The 19,158-nt window shown below is 32.6% G+C and carries 16 protein-coding genes and 1 other annotated feature; of the genes, 11 read left to right on the top strand and 5 right to left on the bottom strand.

Translation table 11 applies throughout. From position 1 onward, the window contains the following. Positions 1-39: 39 nt before the first annotated feature. Complete coding sequence (locus tag bsdtb5_RS10515; RefSeq protein ID WP_271715971.1) at positions 40-606, bottom strand: TetR/AcrR family transcriptional regulator; 567 nt, start codon at positions 604-606, stop codon at positions 40-42. A 207-nt stretch (positions 607-813) separates the two neighbouring features. Between bsdtb5_RS10515 and bsdtb5_RS10510 the strand changes: the two genes are divergently transcribed. The 9 genes from bsdtb5_RS10510 (at position 814) to nhaA (ending at position 12,336) form a co-directional block, all read left to right on the top strand. Beyond that, a complete protein-coding gene (locus tag bsdtb5_RS10510; RefSeq protein WP_271715970.1) occupies positions 814-1,515 on the top strand; it encodes an ABC transporter ATP-binding protein in 702 nt (233 codons plus the stop codon). 5 nt (positions 1,516-1,520) lie between these two features. Continuing rightward, entirely contained in the window at positions 1,521-3,875 is a 2,355-nt protein-coding gene (locus bsdtb5_RS10505; protein WP_330611998.1) for an ABC transporter permease, read from the top strand. A gap of 147 nt (positions 3,876-4,022) precedes the next feature. Beyond that, the gene (locus bsdtb5_RS10500) at positions 4,023-4,805 is read left to right on the top strand and encodes a PhzF family phenazine biosynthesis protein (protein WP_271715968.1); all 783 of its coding nucleotides are present in this window, start codon (positions 4,023-4,025) and stop codon (positions 4,803-4,805) included. Positions 4,806-4,898: 93 nt separating this feature from the next. After that, positions 4,899-5,255 carry a DUF952 domain-containing protein gene (locus bsdtb5_RS10495; RefSeq protein WP_271715967.1) on the top strand — a complete coding sequence of 119 codons (357 nt, stop codon included), beginning with the start codon at positions 4,899-4,901 and terminating at the stop codon, positions 5,253-5,255. A 118-nt stretch (positions 5,256-5,373) separates the two neighbouring features. Further along, a complete protein-coding gene (locus tag bsdtb5_RS10490; protein WP_271715966.1) occupies positions 5,374-6,231 on the top strand; it encodes a hypothetical protein in 858 nt (285 codons plus the stop codon). Between the two features lie 455 nt (positions 6,232-6,686). Then, a complete protein-coding gene (locus tag bsdtb5_RS10485) occupies positions 6,687-9,521 on the top strand; it encodes a cellulase family glycosylhydrolase (protein ID WP_271715965.1) in 2,835 nt (944 codons plus the stop codon). 114 nt (positions 9,522-9,635) lie between these two features. Beyond that, positions 9,636-10,616: a DUF4825 domain-containing protein gene (locus tag bsdtb5_RS10480; RefSeq protein ID WP_271715964.1), complete on the top strand. Its 981-nt coding sequence runs from the start codon at positions 9,636-9,638 to the stop codon at positions 10,614-10,616. A gap of 7 nt (positions 10,617-10,623) precedes the next feature. Further along, positions 10,624-10,788, top strand: a complete 165-nt coding sequence (locus bsdtb5_RS10475) for a hypothetical protein (RefSeq protein ID WP_271715963.1) — start codon at positions 10,624-10,626, stop codon at positions 10,786-10,788. A 148-nt stretch (positions 10,789-10,936) separates the two neighbouring features. After that, positions 10,937-10,993: a sequence feature (sodium ion sensor (DUF1646 type); this cis-regulatory element may regulate processes involved in with the transportation of sodium ions), on the top strand. Positions 10,994-11,142: 149 nt separating this feature from the next. After that, on the top strand, positions 11,143-12,336 hold the full coding sequence (gene nhaA, locus bsdtb5_RS10470) for a Na+/H+ antiporter NhaA (protein ID WP_271715962.1): 1,194 nt from the start codon (positions 11,143-11,145) through the stop codon (positions 12,334-12,336). Between the two features lie 119 nt (positions 12,337-12,455). Here nhaA and bsdtb5_RS10465 read toward each other — a convergent pair whose 3' ends face one another. From bsdtb5_RS10465 to bsdtb5_RS10450, 4 genes are all read right to left on the bottom strand, one after another. Continuing rightward, complete coding sequence (locus bsdtb5_RS10465; RefSeq protein ID WP_330611997.1) at positions 12,456-13,040, bottom strand: response regulator transcription factor; 585 nt, start codon at positions 13,038-13,040, stop codon at positions 12,456-12,458. Between the two features lie 7 nt (positions 13,041-13,047). After that, on the bottom strand, positions 13,048-14,610 hold the full coding sequence (locus bsdtb5_RS10460; RefSeq protein WP_271715960.1) for a sensor histidine kinase: 1,563 nt from the start codon (positions 14,608-14,610) through the stop codon (positions 13,048-13,050). Positions 14,611-14,724: 114 nt separating this feature from the next. Continuing rightward, a complete protein-coding gene (locus bsdtb5_RS10455; RefSeq protein ID WP_271715959.1) occupies positions 14,725-16,737 on the bottom strand; it encodes an FtsX-like permease family protein in 2,013 nt (670 codons plus the stop codon). Next, on the bottom strand, positions 16,727-17,491 hold the full coding sequence (locus tag bsdtb5_RS10450) for an ABC transporter ATP-binding protein (RefSeq protein ID WP_271715958.1): 765 nt from the start codon (positions 17,489-17,491) through the stop codon (positions 16,727-16,729). Before bsdtb5_RS10450 ends, bsdtb5_RS10455 begins: the two co-directional genes overlap by 11 nt. 280 nt (positions 17,492-17,771) lie before the next feature. Here bsdtb5_RS10450 and bsdtb5_RS10445 point away from each other — a divergent pair, with 280 nt between their 5' ends. After that, positions 17,772-18,248, top strand: a complete 477-nt coding sequence (locus tag bsdtb5_RS10445) for a J domain-containing protein (protein ID WP_271715957.1) — start codon at positions 17,772-17,774, stop codon at positions 18,246-18,248. 99 nt (positions 18,249-18,347) lie between these two features. Next, positions 18,348-19,028 (top strand): HAD family hydrolase, encoded by a 681-nt coding sequence (locus tag bsdtb5_RS10440; RefSeq protein ID WP_271715956.1) that lies wholly within the window; start codon positions 18,348-18,350, stop codon positions 19,026-19,028. Positions 19,029-19,158: the final 130 nt, after the last annotated feature.

Genomic DNA, 19,158 nt, shown 5'->3' with positions numbered 1-19,158 from the left:
TTTATTACACAATCATTTTGTATCAATCAAATTTTTTCATCAATCTACACCAGAACGTCCATAGATTGCTAACTTAAGCATTAACTCAGCAATCTCACGAATTGGTTTTTCCATTCCATCCATAAGCCATTTCTTAATAATTCCGATACAACCATTGGCAAAGAATAAAAAGATATATTCATCCTCCCTGGTACTTTCTTTATCAAGATTCATAGGAATAAAGTGTTGTTGCCCTATAATATTCGTGATTTCTTTCTGGAATCTTATATCACCATTATTCAATAGTAGATTAAATATTTCTGAATTATTCTTAACAAATTCCAAAATTTTAATAATCATTTCAATCGGAGCATCGGATGGGTCAGTTAAATTGTAACTGGAGATATAATGATTTATTTCATCTATAATCCCAGTCTCTATCTGCTGAAATAGATCATATTGATCCGTATAGTGAGAATAAAAAGTAGCTCGATTAATATCCGCTACTTCGCAAATCTCTTTTATCGTTATTTTAGATATTGGCTTTTGTTGTAGTAGTTTTATGAAGCTTTCTTTAATAACCATCTTAGTGTATATCACTCGTCGATCTACTTTCTTTTCTTTCATGGAACCGCCTTTCATAAAAATATCTCAATCTGCTGAAGCTATTATAAACGAAGTATAGTAGAATCACGAAAAATAGTCAACATTTATAAGGAATCTGTTGATTAACTTTCATTTTCAGATTATCTGATTGTTGTATTCACTCTATTGTGAAGATACACTATATTATGAAATATAATCAACACGATGTTTACTAACGGAGGAACAGAAATGGCATTTATTGAATTTAAAAACATCAAGAAGGAATATAGAACAGGTGATGTGACAATTACTGCAGTAAGGGATTGTTCTTTCTCTATCGAAAAGGGTGAGCTAGTTGTTATCTTGGGACCATCTGGAGCAGGTAAGACAACAGTATTAAATTTGCTTGGCGGAATGGACAGTCCAACGGATGGAGCCATCTTAGTAGATCAGAAAGAGATTCATAACTATGGTAAAAAGGGTCTTGTAAATTATAGAAGAAATGATATAGGATTTGTATTTCAATTTTATAACCTCGTGGGTAACTTGACTGCACTTGAAAATGTTGAGTTAGCATGTCAGATCTGTCCAGACTCTCTTGAACCGAAAGATATATTAGATCAAGTTGGTTTGTCCGAGCGTATTAATAATTTTCCCTCTCAATTATCCGGTGGTGAGCAACAACGTGTAGCTATTGCAAGAGCAATTGCCAAGAATCCTAAGCTGTTATTATGTGATGAACCAACTGGCGCACTCGATAGTACCACAGGACAACGAATTGTTGAATTGTTACAGAAGACTTGTAGGAATATGGGGACAACCACCGTATTAATCACCCATAATGCTGTAATTGCTGATATTGCTGATAAAGTTATCAAAATCAAAAATGGGACGGTCAGTGATATCGTGATTAACGAGAACCCTAAAAATGTAGATGAGATTGTGTGGTGATTCCATTGATATATAAGAATACATTAATTAAAATAAAACGATCACTCGGAAGGTATCTATCGTTATTCATCATTGTACTGATTGGTGTAGGGTTTTATTCTGGGATTACCTCTACTTCTCCTGATATTATAGCTTCAGCTGATCAGTATAATAAAGAACACAAACTGATGGATATGAAAATCATCAGTGCCATGGGACTAACGAAGAAAGACGTTACTGCATTAAAAGGATTAGATCATATTCAATCCGTTATTCCAAGTTATTCTCTGGATGTATTAGCTAATGGTAAAGCCATCAAGGTCCATGCATTAGAGAATTCACTGAATACGGTAAGCATTATAAAAGGTCGAATGCCACAAACCAACACAGAATGTTTAGCGGATAGTAATAACTATCGTATAGGCGATAAGATTACCATTACAAGTAATGTTAGCGGGCAATTAAAAAATAAAGAATATACTGTAGTTGGAACTGTAGATTCACCATTATATCAATTGAAAGATTATGGTTCGACATCGATTGGGGATGGAAAATTATCTTCCTTTCTCTTTGTTAAGAAAGAAAATTTTATTCTCAAAGCTTATACAGAAATCTATCTAACTCTTACAAAACCTAAAGATATTGCATCATATTCCGATGCTTATGAAACAATTCTATCCAAGGCCAAAGAAGAAATCAAAGGAATAAGTGAACAGAGGAAAGATGCACCATGGTATGTCTATGATCGTGATGCAGTTATAGGATACAATGACCTTAAACTGGCAACGGATATGATAATCTCAGTATCCAAAGTACTTCCATTGTTCTTTATCTTAATTGTCATGTTAATGACTGCAAATACGATGGCTAGAATGATTGTAGAAGAGAGAAGTGAACTTGGAACATTAACTTCCTTAGGGTATCGAAATACTAGTATCATATCATCGTATCTATTTTATGTATTATCAGCTACCGTATTTGGTGCAATTAGTGGATTTCTCATTGGTTCATATGTGATTCCACGCATTATCTATTCCACATTTGATAAATTTATATTACCAGATTTAATCATACACTATGATATTAGAAACCTGGCTATTATTCTTGCTATAGCGATTTCATTAATGGCAGGGGTTACTATTTTCTTCGCTCATATGGAATTGAAACAAGACCCATCAACGTTGATGCGTCCCGTTCCACCAAGAAAAGGTCAGACAATCTTATTAGAGAAAATAGGTATCATCTGGAGACATCTTTCGTTTACTTGGAAAGTAACCCTTCGAAATATATTTCGATATAAGCAAAGAGTCTTAATGACCATTGTTGGTGTAGCTGGCTGTACCGCTTTATTGCTTACTGGCTTTGGATTAAGAGATAGTATTAACGGCGTTGCCGAGAAGCAATATGGCGAGATTTTTCGATATCATGCAATAGCAATACTTAAAAATGAAACTAACAAAATGAGCAATGACTTAAAGAGTCTATTTGCAAAAGAAAAGGTAGAAGCACCTGTTTTGATCAAACAAGCATCGTTTCATGCATCAACAAAGAATAAAACAATGGATTCTTATTTAATCGTACCGGATGATACCGATGTATTTCAAAAATATTTCGATTTAAGAAATAAAAAGTCAGGTACATCAATTTCGCTTATGAATCAAGGTGTGGTAATTACAGGGAAGCTAAGCGATGTCTTACAAATAGAAAAAGGTGACACTATTAAGTTAAAGGATAGCAATGATAATACTTATAGTGTTAAAGTTGCTAGCGTTACTGAAAATTATATGAAGAATTACATCTATATGAGTAAAGATATGTATCGAGATGTATTTCAAAAAAATGTCTCTTTTAATATGGCGGTGTTTGATTATAGTCAGAATAAGGACACCTTAGCAAAGCATTTAATTAATAGTAAGCATATTGTAAATGTTACCTATCAAGATGATATCTTACAAAAAGCGATTGATGGTAATAAAAGTCTAAATAACGTAATCGTATTAATCGTTGTCGTAGCTTCAATGCTTGTAATCATTGTTCTTTATAATTTAACATCAATAAATATCAGTGAACGAACGCGTGAGATTGCAACACTTAAAGTACTTGGATTTACAGATAAGGAATCCAATCAATACATTTACCGAGAAGCTTTTATTCTTACTCTACTAAGTACAGGAATTGGCTTAGTCTTAGGAATATATCTCCATGGATTTGTGATTGGAGTAATTGAAGGAAATGAAAGTTCTTACTTTAGAAGTATCCATGGAATGAGCTTCGTATGGTCTGCCTTGATTATTATCGTTGTGAGTTTCATCATGCAGATGGTAACTTACTTGAAAATGCAGAAAATTGATATGATTGAGTCGTTGAAGTCTGTAGAGTAGATGTAAAGAAGTCCAATAATTCCAATTGAAATAAGAAAAGATACAAAAAATGGTAGATAACTTTATTTTTTATGTTAAAATAAGTATACCAAAAAGAAATAATTTAACATATGTAATTATGATTATTGAGATTAAAGGAGAAAATCAATGAAATATTATGTAATAGATTCTTTCTCAGAGCAACTATTTACTGGAAATCCAGCAGGAGTGTGTTTACTTGAGCATGAGATTCCTAATAGTGTTATGCAGAAGATTGCGTTTGAAAATAATCTTGCAGAAACCGCTTTTTTATTAGAAAAAGAAGGAAAATACCATTTACGTTGGTTTACACCAGAAGTGGAAATTGATCTATGTGGCCATGCAACATTAGCGACAGCTTTTGTTGTGATGAATTATGTATCACCAGATATAAAAGAAGTTAAGTTTGAAACAGTAAGTGGAACCTTAACGGTGACTCGTAAGGAACAGCTCTATTACATGGATTTTCCAAATAGAATGCCAACCCCAGTTGAACAGCCATCATTACTTGAACAAGCGATTGGTTGTAAGATACTTGAAACACATTTATCGAGAGATATGCTTGTCTTAGTAGAAAGCGAAAATGATGTTAAAAATTTGAATGTTGATATTGAATTATTGAAACAGATTAATAAAGACATTGCATTTGCAATTGTAGTTACAGCCAAAGGGAATAGTTGTGATTTTGTATCCAGGTTCTTTGCTCCTAACGCGGGTATTTCGGAAGATCCAGTGACCGGATCTTCTCATAGTACACTGATTCCCTTTTGGAGCGAAAGGCTTGGAAAAACTACCATGGTTGCAAAACAATTGTCATATCGTGGTGGAACGTTATATTGCGAATACTGTGGAGAGCGTGTCAAGATAGGTGGTACAGCTGTCTGTTATTTACAAGGAGAAATAATTTTATAATACTAAAAAGTATCTTCTATCTACAACTAGATACAATGCACTATTGAAAGTATATCTTGGTAATTTTAGAATAGATATCTAAGGAGGAAAAACATGATAATATTAAACTGCATGGAAAAAGCTAGATGGGAAAAGGTGAGAGAGGAAATAACATTTGGCAAGACAGAGATTCAAAAAGAAGGATTTATCCATTGTTCTCCAATTAAATATTGGTGGAGAGTAGCACCGTATTTTCAATCCGTAGAAGAAGAACTTGTGCTATTATGTATTGATACTGAGAAGTTAACCTCGCCTGTTAAGTGGGAAGATGGTGACAATAGTGGGCGAGAGTATCCTCATATATATGGCGAGATCAATGTAGATTCTATAATACAAGTATTACCTTTTAATAAAGACAAAGATGGTAATTATATTAAAAATATAGAGTTTAAAGAATATAAAAATGAATAAAGTGTTCTAGTACGAATAATATACATTAGTGATCTTCATATAGAGTACATTCATTTTTAATCTATAGTAGAAATGCAATTTTTTAATAATGATAACAACACAAAAAGGAGCTATAAACATGAAATTAAAATTAAACAATTGGGTGCGAGTAACCGTTCTCTTAAGCTTTTTAGCATTATTATTGATAATCAAACCCAATACTATTAAAGCTGCACAATCAGAATCAAAGCCAAATGGTATTACTGAGCTTAAAGCGAATACCAAATATGAATATGATTTAAATGGTGATGGCAAGACAGAAGAAGTCTTATACAAATTAACTACAAATGATGATAAATATACGGTAACATTAAAACTTTATATCAATGATAAGTTATGTCTTACAAGAACAAGCCACGGTTTCGATTATACCATCAATATCTGTGATCTTAATAAAGACGATAATTATCTAGACTTATATGGATCCGCACGAATGGAATCAGATTGCATCAGTGATTCTTTCTTTACACAATATAATGGCGAAAAACTAATTAATTTGATTAAATTTCAACCAGAGAAGATCTATAAAAAGTTTAATGCAGCTCGTTATTCTCTAGGAAAAATAGATGGTAATGGTAAATTCACTCTAGTAACGGATACTCCAATCTATTCAAATGCTATCGGTTGCTACTATTGTAATGTACCATATCAGATAAAAGACAACAAAATATCTAAGATCTCAGCAAATACATATACTTTAGCGAAATTCTCCAAGGATTATACATATAAAGCCAAGAAAAGCTTTTCCGTATATAGCACTGTCGGAGGAAAGAAGGTTGTATATACTGTTAAGAAAAACGATAAAGTAACCTTCGACCAGATCTATGTAACAAAAGCTGGTAAAGTATACTGTAGAATAATAAACAACAAAGGGATTAAAGGATGGATTAAATCGGATCAAGAAGGCTTATTTATGAATACACCTGCTTGGGGTTAAATATAAAAATCATACTGTGACGTCATTAATGAAGCACTAGAAAACTATAGATATGTAGTTTTCCAGTGCTTTTTCTTATTTATTATTGAAAATTATGTTTCACCTAATTTAATTCAAAATTTATACTAAGTAAAATATATGTACTATGTCTAACATGATTATGCCAGTCAGATATTAACGAACAAAGAATGAATTTATCATTTATTACATTATTAATTACCGAATTATGTAGAATAATATCTTACTAATCCAGAATGTAAATATATGGTATATATGTTATAATAGAGATACCGAATGCTACTTTATACAGCAATGTGACTAATTCAAAAATGTAAAATGGGGTTATGTTTTTGTTATTTTAACTAATCAGTGTTGCTATTTTCTTAAATATAGTGTTATTTTCTATAATCAAGGAGTAGGCAATATAGATTAAATAAATGTATGGAGGGTATGTAATGAAAACAAAGAAAAGACGAATGATGTCATTACTATTAATTCTAGTAATGATGTGCACCTATGTTGTGGGGCCTAATTCCTTCACAGCATATGCTGCAGATGAGAACACAGTACAAGATGGGGTGGCAGAAGAAGTGGTATTATTTGAAGGGTCTAATACCTCGACGAATTGGGGACAAGCAGTCACGTTGTATGCAGGAAAGGGATTTTCAAAGAGTAATCTGACATCAGATGCAGAGATAGCGGTAACTTATCAGAGTGACAAAGAGCCAATCATATCTCTACAAAGCTGGACACATAATAATATCTGGCAGAATGTACCTGCAAAGTATACGAAAGGCGGTGTAGCGTATTTTAGCGTATCGGATTTAATGGATGCATACGCAAGTGCATATGGAACTGGTTATCTTACACCATTTCAAGACCTGGATGCAATCAATATCTCGGACGCAGGTGTTGACTTAACAGTAACCAAAGTAACGATTACCAGTAAAGGAATCAATAATAATTGTTATACACAAGTAGGAGAAGTAACGAAAGTAACTGCTAAAGCATATGCTCAGAATACGACCAATGATTGGACTTGGATGGGAATGGACAATGTAGTAAATCTATTATATAAGACGAATACTTCACTTGGTGCAAAGAATACCAGCAATATTTTTGCTAATGTTAATAGTTCAGCTAACTTTGGAATACAGATATCCGATGAAAAATTAGCTGTAGGTGATGGAAGTAGGTTAAAGTTCCATATAGGTACTATAACTGTTAAGGCTGAGGGTTATGATGACTTAGTGATTAATCTAAATAAGGATTATAACGAGTCTTATCTAGCAGAGAGTGTATCTTGGGGATTAAATGGAAATAGTACCATGATAACATTAAATAGTTATCTACCATCCGATGAAAGTGGGAAGACAGAATATCTTAAAAAGGTAACTGATGTGATAGCAGATATTACATTAACAGATTATGAGTTTGTGAAAGCACCAGCTGAAGAACCTGAATTTCCAGCTGATTACACTTATCCAACCTCTATGCGTGATATCTCTTCAATGGATCTGGTAAAAGATATGAAGGTTGGCTGGAATCTAGGTAATACGTTAGAATCTACTGGTGGAGAAACTGGATGGGGTAATCCAAAGACTTCGAAAAAAATGATAGATATGTTAAAGTCTGCTGGATTTAATACCGTTCGTATACCAGTTCGTTGGGATGAACATTATATCGACGATCATTATACTATCGATCCAACGTATATGAAACGAATAGAAACCGTAGCCAATTATGCTCTTGCAAATGATATGTATGCAATTATTAATATCCATCATAATGCATTACAATCTCAAGCAAATGCAGAGAATAAGGCTAAAGTATTGGATGAATTAGAAGTGGTATGGTCACAGATTGCTAACCATTTTAAGGATTACGGCGATAAATTAGTATTTGAAACAATTAATGAACCAAGAAATGGTGAGGATTGGAATGGAAATCAAGCTTCGTATCAGATCGTGAATGAATATAACGCAAAAGCTCTAGAAGCCATTCGTTCTACTGGTGCTAATAATACCAATCGTTTAGTTCTACTTCCAACTTATACTGCAGGTGCTGAGTATAACAAAATAATGTCTATGGTAGTTCCAAATGATAAACATGTAGCAGTGTCTATCCATGCATATTCACCATATAATTTTGCTCTTAATACTGCCCCTGGATCTCAATCTACCTTTGGAGACAATGATAAGGCTTATCTAGATAAGCTATTCAAGTTATTAAATAAAACCTTTGTTGAAAAAGGTGTTCCTGTTGTTATTGGAGAATTTGCAGCTAACAATAAAGATAATCTAAAAGATCGAATCGAATATGCTTATTATTATGCTCAGAATGCAGGTCATTATGGAATGCCTTGCTTCTGGTGGGATAATGGAACTTTTACAACAGGAGAGTCTATGGGATTATTGAATAGACGTACTCTAACGTTTGAATTTCCTGAGATTGTTCAAGCGCTATTAACTGGTTGGAGCACCGAAAAGGTTATTCCTGAAACAGATCCAAATGTAATGTTTAACGGAACAGGTACCTCCTCGAACTGGGGACAGGCGGTTAACTTATCCCTAGGATTAGATTTTGTATATGATGATTTCAAAGATGGCTCAGTAATAGCTGTAGATTATCAAAGTGAAAAAGCTCCTGAATTAATTCTTTCTGGCAGTGCATCTGGCGTAAATTGGGTGAAGGTGAATCCTACTAAAGTCTACGAAAAGGTTGATTCTAAAGTAGCTTATTTTACCTTAACTGATATGGTAAATGCATATAAAAACGCTCTATCAGACTATGATAGTTATGGTACTATATTCCCATCACTTAATACGATTTATATCGGAGATACAGGTAATAGCTTGACAGTAACTAAGGTATATAAGACAGATACCGATGGAATGAAGTTACCATCCGTAACTGCTAAGACAACATATAAAGATTCCTTCATTGATCAATCATATCGAATTACATCCGAACAAGGGGATATTGATTTATCCAAAGTAAAGATTGAATATTCAGCTACAGGTATGAGTAGTGAAACACAAAATGTATACTGCGATTACGCAGGATTGTTACCAGATAAGGAACCATGGTTTACTGAATTTACGAAATCTGTAACAGGTACAATTGCTGATGGAAAGTTAACTATTCAGATTGAAAAGAGTGCCATCTGCCCAGAGAAAACTGGATATGCTACAATTAACATACGCTTTGCCAATAAAGATTGGTCAAAATATGGAGATATTTCTAATCCAGTGCTAAAAGTATATTATAACGGAAGACTTGTTCAGTAAGGATAGGAAGATTAAATAGCATATAGGATAAAAAATTAATTACACTATTGACATGAAAGGTTTGCGGTCATAATACATTGGTTTAATCCCTTAGTATGGATTAGTTTTTATCTAATGGTCAAAGATATGGAGCTTTCTTGCGATGAGTCGGTTATTCGCGAAGCCAAGGAAGATATTAGAACGGAGTATTCTAGGACACTTCTTAATGTATCCATGCAGCAGAGTGGCTTGTTGTTACCGATAGCATTTGGAGATAGTAATACGAAGACAAGGATTAAAAATATTTTGAATTTTAGAAAACCAAAAATGTATATTAGTATCGCGGGATGCATCATTCTAATTGTTGCATCAGTTACACTTCTTACGACAGAAAAATATAAAGAGACTAACGATAGCTCCACTAAGCAGTTAAAGCATTATGAAAAGGTTAATACAGCAGAAGTGACTAATATGCTACAGGAATTAGTAAATTACCGTACTCCCTACATTGGAGATAACAGCAAAATATCAGCTCTCTTGAATGCACTTGAAGTTCCTGAGAATCTAGAATACGATCATATGGAATTACAGACCAAGAAAGAACCCTATGAACTAACGGTCTATTATCAATTAAATAAAGGAGTTACCTTAACTGCGAAGGCTAAGGATACGTTAGTGTTGAATGCTATTTTACTATTTTCAACAGTTGAAAATATGGATGTCTGCCGTTTTCATATTACTACAACAGAAGAAAATTATAATTTGGTATATGACAGAACAGATGTAGAGAATGCGCTTGGCAAATTGTATCCTAGAACAGCACATATGAATGACATGTATGCATTAAAGGACATTATTACAGATTACGTCCAATATCTCAAACTAGATGATAGTATATCAAAAGCAATTTTAGAATTTAATAAAGATTCCTATAAACCTGGTGAATTCTGTACAGAAGCCCATTACCTAATGAGTGTAGAAAAGAATGAAAACACAGTTACTGCTTATACAATGATTCTATATCAAGAATATGGTTATGAAGATGGTGAGTTCAAAGATGTCTCAGGTTGTAGTATGCCAGTTGCAAATCACTTTCACAAAAAACGATTCTGGTGAATATATTTTGAAAGAATATTGGATTCCAGAGGATGGTTCATATTATGCATCTTCAATACGCAAAAAATTCCCTGATGATATTGAAGAGGGTGCAATTGATACGCAGAGATTTATTAAAAAACTTCAAGCAGAATGTGACGCGAAAGCGAAGGAGTATCTAAAGAATAAATAGAGTAAATGAGGAATAAAAACCAAGAATGTTACAGTCCATTCTTGTGGGTGAATTGTAACACCAGAATATCAAATAAATAAAAACAGGCTTGACGAATTAACGTTTATTTTATAGAATATAGAAAAACAAATATAATATAACATAGTTCGGTTGGGTAAATGATTTCTATTTACTTTCAAGCAATTAGTTTCTGGGGTGGGAAGCTCTTTTAGAGTATTCCACCCTTTTTGTCGTGTTTTTATTTAATTTTAACAATTCATTTATTATATACATGAATGAAAATATTTCTAATTTCAAAAAATAGACATGACAAATGATTAGATGTTATATTTTGTTTAAACAAAAGGAGCTAAAATGAAAAAAAGAATAAAAATATATATTCAACATGTATCAGAACTATTCAAATGCGAGCCTGCAAGTGGTATTTTATTATTTATATGTGCAGTAATTGCTATTATTATAGCGAATTCTTCTTATTCAACGGTATATAGTGAAGTGCTACATACTAACATATCTATTGGTTATAAAGAGTATTATATATCAATGTCGCTAGCACATTGGATTAACGACGGATTAATGGCTATATTTTTCTTTGTAGTTGGAATGGAGATTAAGAAGGAAGTGCTAATTGGAGAACTTAGATCTTTGAAAACAACCATTCTACCAATCGCTGCAGCATTGGGTGGAATGATTGTGCCTGCTATCGTGTATCTTGCATTTAACTATAATCAAGGATCAATCCATGGCTTTGGTATTCCGATGGCAACTGATATTGCATTTGCCTTAGGAGTACTATCATTAGTAGGTCAAAAAGCTCCAAAGGGAATTGTAATATTTTTAACAGCATTAGCTGTTGTAGATGATCTAGGAGCAATCATCGTTATAGCAGTATTTTATACGAATCAAATATCATGGTTCTACCTAGTATTAAGTGTGATAATTCTGCTTGTTCTTATTCTAGCTAATCGTTGTAATGTGCAATCACAGACCGTTTTTATACTTTTAGGAATAATGTTGTGGTTTACCGTATTAAAAACTGGTATCCATGCAACATTTGCCGGTGTTTTATTAGGTCTTATTATACCAGGATCAAAAGATAGTAAAAACTATAGTAAGACTATGCTTTATAAACTAGAGCATACCATATCTCCTTGGTCTTCCTATGTAATCATGCCAATCTTTGCTTTATCAAATGCAGGAGTAATTCTAAATAAAAGCAGTTTTTCATCTATTATGTCAACACCAGTTAGTCTAGGAATTATATTAGGACTTATTCTAGGTAAACAAGTAGGAATCTATTCGGTTTCAATCTTATTGATCAAGTTAAAGATTGCTAAGTTACCTTCTGGAGTTAACAAAAAACACTTATATGCAGCCAGTGTACTAGGAGGTATTGGTTTTACAATGTCGATATTTATATCTTCATTAACGTTCACAGAGGAAGCAATATTATCGACAGCCAAGATCAGTATCATAGTTGCGTCTTTAGTATCAGCGATATTTGGCTATATTTTATTTCGCTGTATGAAATCCGATAAGAATACTTAGGATGATTTTACTTATAATCTTGGTTAAGGTGTCAAAAGCATTCTCAATATTCACTCAGTAAATAATAAATGACTTTTGACACCCTAATCTATCCTTTATTCTTTTTTATAATAGTAAATTTAACACAAGGGTGAGATATATCCGAGCTTGATTGCTTTCGTAACAGCTTCGACAGAAGATGAAACATCTAACTTATCAAAGATATGTTGTAAGTGATTAGTTAAAGTTCTTTCACTAATATATAATTCCTCTGCAATATTTTTTCGCTTTGCACCACTGCATACAAGCTCTAATATCTTTTTTTCCATACTAGTTAGATCCTCAATGATTAATTCATTGATTTCATTAGGAAAACAAGTATTTCCATTATATACACGGATTAATGAAGAGATTAACTCATCTGGATTGATGTTCTTATTGAGAAATCCATGAATTCCTTTTTTTCTAGCTTCGTGTCTATAAACAGGGAGATCATATCCAGTAAGTACTATTATTTTCACATTAGTATTGGTTCTTAGTAAACTAGAGGCAACATCTAAACCATCTGAATTACTTAGTTTCCCAAGATTAATATCCATTAAGACAATATCTATGTTTCTTTCATTAATGATATGGTCTAAGTGTTGAATGTCCTGAGTTGAATAGAAATTTTGAATCTCAGGATATTCATCTAATGCAATTGATAAGCTTTTTGCGAATAACATATGGTCATCAACTAACAAAATGTTGATAGGAATCATCTCCTTTCATTAAGATTCTAGTCTGAATACATATTCCACATGGTATATTATTCGAGATCGATACGCTGCCCTCCATACGATATACCTGCTCTTTGATAGAAGCGATACCTTTATGTGTTACTGTATCCGCTGTGATTACGCAAGTCGCATCAGCTGTACCGTTATCACTAATCGTTAGTTCAATCTTTCCTTTTTCTTGAGATAGCATTATCCATGCATGATTTCCGTTTGAGTGTTTATATACATTGGTTAGGAGTTCTTTCAGCAATCGATATACTAATACATTGTATGGCTCGACGAGAAATAAGGTATCGGAACATTCAAAGTTTACGTATATATCACGTTCTGGAAATGATAACGAAATTGCTTCAATCAAATTAAGATAATTATCTTTTATAGTTAGATTTTTCAAAAGAATAGGGTGGTAGTCCTGCATTTGTTGCCTAATATGAGTGTTTAAGCTTTCAAGTGTTTCAACAATAAGATCTTGAACCTCAGGACGGTGAGCTTTCCCCATCATATTTTTTACCGAGAGCAAATCTTGTAATACATCATCGTGTAGGAAGTTAGCGAATTCATTCTTTAGTTTTTCTTCTTGTTGTAACTGTATTAATGCAGCAGTAAAGTTATTATCTTTAATCATAGGATTTATCCCTTGCTTAAAACTCTGCGCAAGGACTATATTGCAGAGGAATATTAGGATAAATAAAGTATTTACGGATATAACTAACTCTAAGTAGCCACCACCGAAACATAATACCTCTAGACTAAGAACTGTAAGGATAGAAGTAAGAATAAGTATCATATGCTTTCTATTTAAAATAGTAGATAGAGGTAAACTATTATGCTCTCTTCTTGATATACTATGAACACTAATAAAGAAGATTAGTAGAGGTAAATAGATTCCAAAGTTTTCAAGATGATTCGATATATTTTCAGTAGCATAGTAATAGATGAGAAAAATTGACACGGTTACAGCTATGGAAAATAATAAGCTTTTCTTTTCACTGATTAATACAAAATTAACTCTTTTATGATGATAAATGACTATAAATAGAAAGCAAAGTATATTTATTACGAATTGTATTCCATACAAGCAAGCAAAAGCTGTACTTGAAATAACAAAGCCAATCAACGAACCAATACAAGTCATAGTTAATAAGATATCCGTGGTCTTTCGAAACTTATACCCACTACCTTGAAATAGAAACAGAAATACAAACTTTATAGAAACATAGCCTATAATCGGACTGAGTAGACGAAATATTACTGTAGCAGATGGTGTGGATTCAAGTGTTAGTAGGATATACCAACTGTCTAGAGCCAACAGCCCGCAGAATAGAGAAATCACCTTGTTTTCCCTAATATTACAAGAACTTATATATGTTATATCTATAAGCATAAGCGATAATAGGATAAATGGAATGATACTATGTATATTAAGCTCTGTACCAACATGAATAAACCAACTCATATGAAGGACAATGATAATGTAATTAATCAAAAACATCAGTTTTATAGCCATATGCTTCATTCGTCAAACTCCTTAAGATTTTCCCTTATTATAACATCCATAAGTTCATAAATAAAGGATAGTACTTATTTATGAACTCAGAAATTTGTGCAGTAATAAGTCTGATTCGGTTATTTATTTACCTAGAACATTTTTACTGCAAGTATGAATGGTAAGAAAATAGTATAGTAAGTATATCCCTGCAGTTATAGATAACGAGATAACAACAGGTACATACTGTGCAAACGAATTTCCAAGTAGATTCTGCATTAACCCTACCTTATATACTAATGTAGCAAAAAGGCTATCTAGCAGTCCAAGTAGAAACGGAACGCAAAAAAATGTTGCGACTTGCTTTCGAATAATCTTTCGAATTATGTTGTCTGTATAGCCCATTTTTCTAAGTATTTCGTAATCTTCCTTGGAGTCTGAAATAGCTGAAACATTATTAAAATATAGAATGCTCCCAGTAGCGATAAAAAATAATACCACAAGAAAACCGATCAACAAGAAAGTGGAACTATTTGTCCAAAATAGATCATTTATTCTATGTGAATGCCCTTGTAAATAGGGGCTACCTTTTAACAGTTTGTCAATCTTGTGATACAAATCTTCATTATTCTTGATTCCTGTTCCATTAATGCTTAAAATGCTGGTTTTAGGCAAATTAGAGGATTTAATCACATCATATACATCATCCTTTACAATAAGTGTTCCTACGCTATTTGCAAAGGATATTGGATTATTAAGCGTCGTATTCTTAACCGTAAGAGATATGGTGTTATTATGGACGATTAAGGGATATACTTTTCCTACTTCATTTGTCGCATCACTATTTGGCTGATATTTCACTAAGATAGCTTCGTTATCCCTTAATCTAGATAACTGTTTTATTGCACCCTCTCTACCTTGAGCTTGTAAAAGAGCCTTATAGTTGTTGAAGGACATACACTCAAATCCTTTTTTCCTTAAAAGCTTTTCGTTATCAGCGTCGCCTTTGGCTGTTCCTATACCATATTCTATAGGAAGTTGCTTACCTTTGGAAGTCACCTTATATAGATCCGTCTGAATATACGATACGTTATCTTCTTTAGAAGTATATTGTTGAATTAGCTTTTTAACCTTGTCTACTTGACTTGCATCTTCAATTCTGAATTCAAGTTCAGAAGGAGCGATTCTAGAAACTGCTGCAATCGGATAGTATAATGTCAAGGACATTACATTTGATATAGTTAAAGTTGCAGCGGATAATAAGGTAAGCATAATCAAAGTTCTAGAATTAGAGCGAATTCGGTATATAAAATTAGGTGTAGTTATGATTTTATCTTCTGTATAGAAAGCCTTCTTGTTCTTCTTACTTATCTGCATCACATATGGAAGAAAAGAAGTTATGAAGAGAAATGTTCCAAGTACAACAAGTATCATTGTTAACATTCCGATAGGAGAAAAGCCCACTTTAATCCATAGCGATTTCGGTCCCCGTAGTATATCTATAGCGATAACGTATCCTAAAGCTATCATAAAGAGACCCATGAATGCTGGGAACTTTCTAAAATTCATCTTCTTTTCTGCACTTTTATCAAAGCGTACCATATCCATAAGTGATGTCTGAATAAGAAACTTACCATTGGATATTGTCAAAACTAGAACAACAAATAGGATAAACACTGCGGTCTTAGTAATTGCATTTACATTGAAGAGAGGAATACTAGATCCATCGATTGACAGTTTTAAGAGATCAATAATTCCATAGATAATACCCTTATGTAGAACCGCCCCAAAGATTAGACCTATTACAAATGCTCCTCCACATATTATTATATTTTCGATAGTTAATAGAAATAATACCGTGAATTTTCGATATCCCAATAATGTATATATACCAAGTTCTTTTGTGCGACGTCTTAAAAAGAAACGATTGGAATAAAACATATAAAAAATGACAAACACCATTAAAAAAATAGAAATAGAGTGGCACATCAATTCAACTCGCCCGTCCGTGGATATTTTTTGCAGTATAATTTCATTCATTGAAAATGATGTAAACGTAAAAAATATAGTAATAACAAAGGAAACAGAACATAAATAAAGAGTATAAAAAGAAAAGTTTTTCTTAAGATTGTTAAATGCAATCCTACTAGTGTTCATTCTGTTGCCTCCTTTGTGTATCCAGTTTTGAGATTTCCTCAACAATAGACTCATAAAAATTATGCCTGCTATCACTTTTGATTAATTCCTTAAGGATACAACCATCCTTAAATATCAAAATACGATTAGCAAAACTAGCAGCATAAGCGTCGTGTGTTACCATTAGGATCGTAGTATGGAGGTCCTCATTTACTTCTTTCAATGTTTTCAGTAATTCCGTAGCTGAATTGGAATCTAGTGCACCCGTTGGTTCATCTGCGAATAAAATGCTAGGCTGTTTTACAATAGCTCTAGCAGCTGATGCTCTTTGACGTTGGCCACCAGACAACTCAGTTGGATATTTATCCAACTGAGTTGCAATACCAAATCGTTCCGCTAAACTTCTTACCATACTTTCAATCCTTTGCGGTGAATATTTCATAATTGTAAGAGGAACAGATATATTCTCCAGAATCGTAAGGCTATCTAATAAAAAATACTCCTGAAAAATAAATCCAAGATTATCTCTGCGAAAATCTGCAGCTTTAGAATCATTAAGATCTTTTAAATGTATACCGTTAATCAGAATATCTCCACTAGTTGGAGTATCAATCGTTGATAATACATTAAGTAGTGTTGTTTTACCAGATCCTGATGCTCCCATTATGCCAATAAATTCTCCCGCACTCATACAAAAAGAAACCTTATTTAAACTTGGACTTTCTGCTTTTGGATATGTTTTCGTTACTTCTTTTACATCTAATACTGTTTTCATGTGTTTCACTCCTTTTTCATTTATGAGTTTATTGTATAGTACCTTTTTAAAAAGCGAATGAGTAAATTAGGCAAGATTGATTGAGTGAATTATTCAGAGAAATACAAACACCTTATAATGATTAAAGATATTAATTTATGGAAATGTGAGGTATAATATGGATATCAGTAATGTGAATTAACAGACAATTATAATATAGCTACTTACCAATATATGAATTAAATGAGTGGTGGAAGAATCAGTGAAGTTATTTGATTTTATTATATCAGGTGGTGATTAAGTGTCTCAATCTTATGAAAAAATGAATGACATTAAAAGAAAGTTAAGAGAACTAAAGAAACTTGAGATAAAAGTGCGCTTTCCTAATTATGATATACAAAAGAATAACAAGAAAAAAGCCAATGATTATAAAAATATTGAGCTTGTATGGGATAAATTTTTTTCTTTAAAAGATATAGGCACAAAAAATGTAAAATATTCCATCAACCAATTATCATCAATGAATAAGGATGAATTTAAAAATGTAATTAATGAATATTTCTATCATGTATACTATTGTTGCTACAAGGGTGGGATAACAGATCATTCATTCATTGATGAAGCAATTCTAAGTCAATTAGGACTCACCATTAACGCGGATAGTTCAGAAATAAAGAGGCAATTTAAAGAACTTGTGAAAATATATCATCCTGATAATGGAGGAGATCCAGATAAATTTGCAGAACTAATTGAGAGGTATAAAGATTTAAGAAAATAAGAGTGAAAGAAAAATGCTTTCACTCTCAACATTTGTGATTTCACCCTTGCAAGCAAGTGAAATCACTACAATAAATTATGATGAATGGAGAAATATAAAATGATAAAAGCTATTTTTTTTGATCTATTTTTCACATTAATTTGCCCACAATATAATGAAGAAGCAAATGAAAATGATATACTTAAGATAACTGCAGAAGAATGGGAACATTATGCAGAAAAAGATGAATTGTATATGGAACGAGCATTAGGTAAGATAAAAGACGAAAAACAAATAATAGTTAAAATCATTGATTCCATGCCCTACAAAGTTAGTGAACAACAAGTGTTAGAAATACTTACCTTAAGGCAAAATAGAATGAAAAATGCCTTATGTAAAGTCGATGAAACAATATTACATACACTCAAAGAAATTCATGATAAGGGCATTAAAATATGCCTTATTAGTAATGCAGACGTTATTGACAGTAAGTATTGGAGTGAATCACCACTCGCTGATTATTTTGATGAAGTAATCTTTTCCTGTGATGTTGGTATGATGAAGCCAGATGCAAGTATCTACGAATATGCGATTCGAAAAGTTAATGTAGCAGCAGATGAGAGCCTATTTGTAGGAGATGGAGGTTTTGATGAATTAGCTGGCGCAAAAAGAGTTGGTATGAAAGCTGTATTTACGGAGTATCTTGATATAAAAGAAGGTAAGAAGAGAGCAAGGTTGTTAGAGGAAAGTGATTATTATATTAGACAATTTGATGAACTATTGAAAATAGAAGGAATTTAAAGTGCGTACCATTTAAAAATATTTGACTGATTTGTCCATGATGAATATATTTATAAGCTAATATATTCATTTGTGATCTATCAGATATTGTAATAATTTATCAGAAGGAAATAGTAGAATGAAAATGTGA

The organism is Anaeromicropila herbilytica (assembly GCF_016591975.1).
GTDB classification, from domain to species: domain Bacteria; phylum Bacillota; class Clostridia; order Lachnospirales; family Lachnospiraceae; genus Anaeromicropila; species Anaeromicropila herbilytica.
Note: the sequence above shows the minus strand (reverse complement) of the source record. Positions and strands in the feature narration are given on the sequence as shown.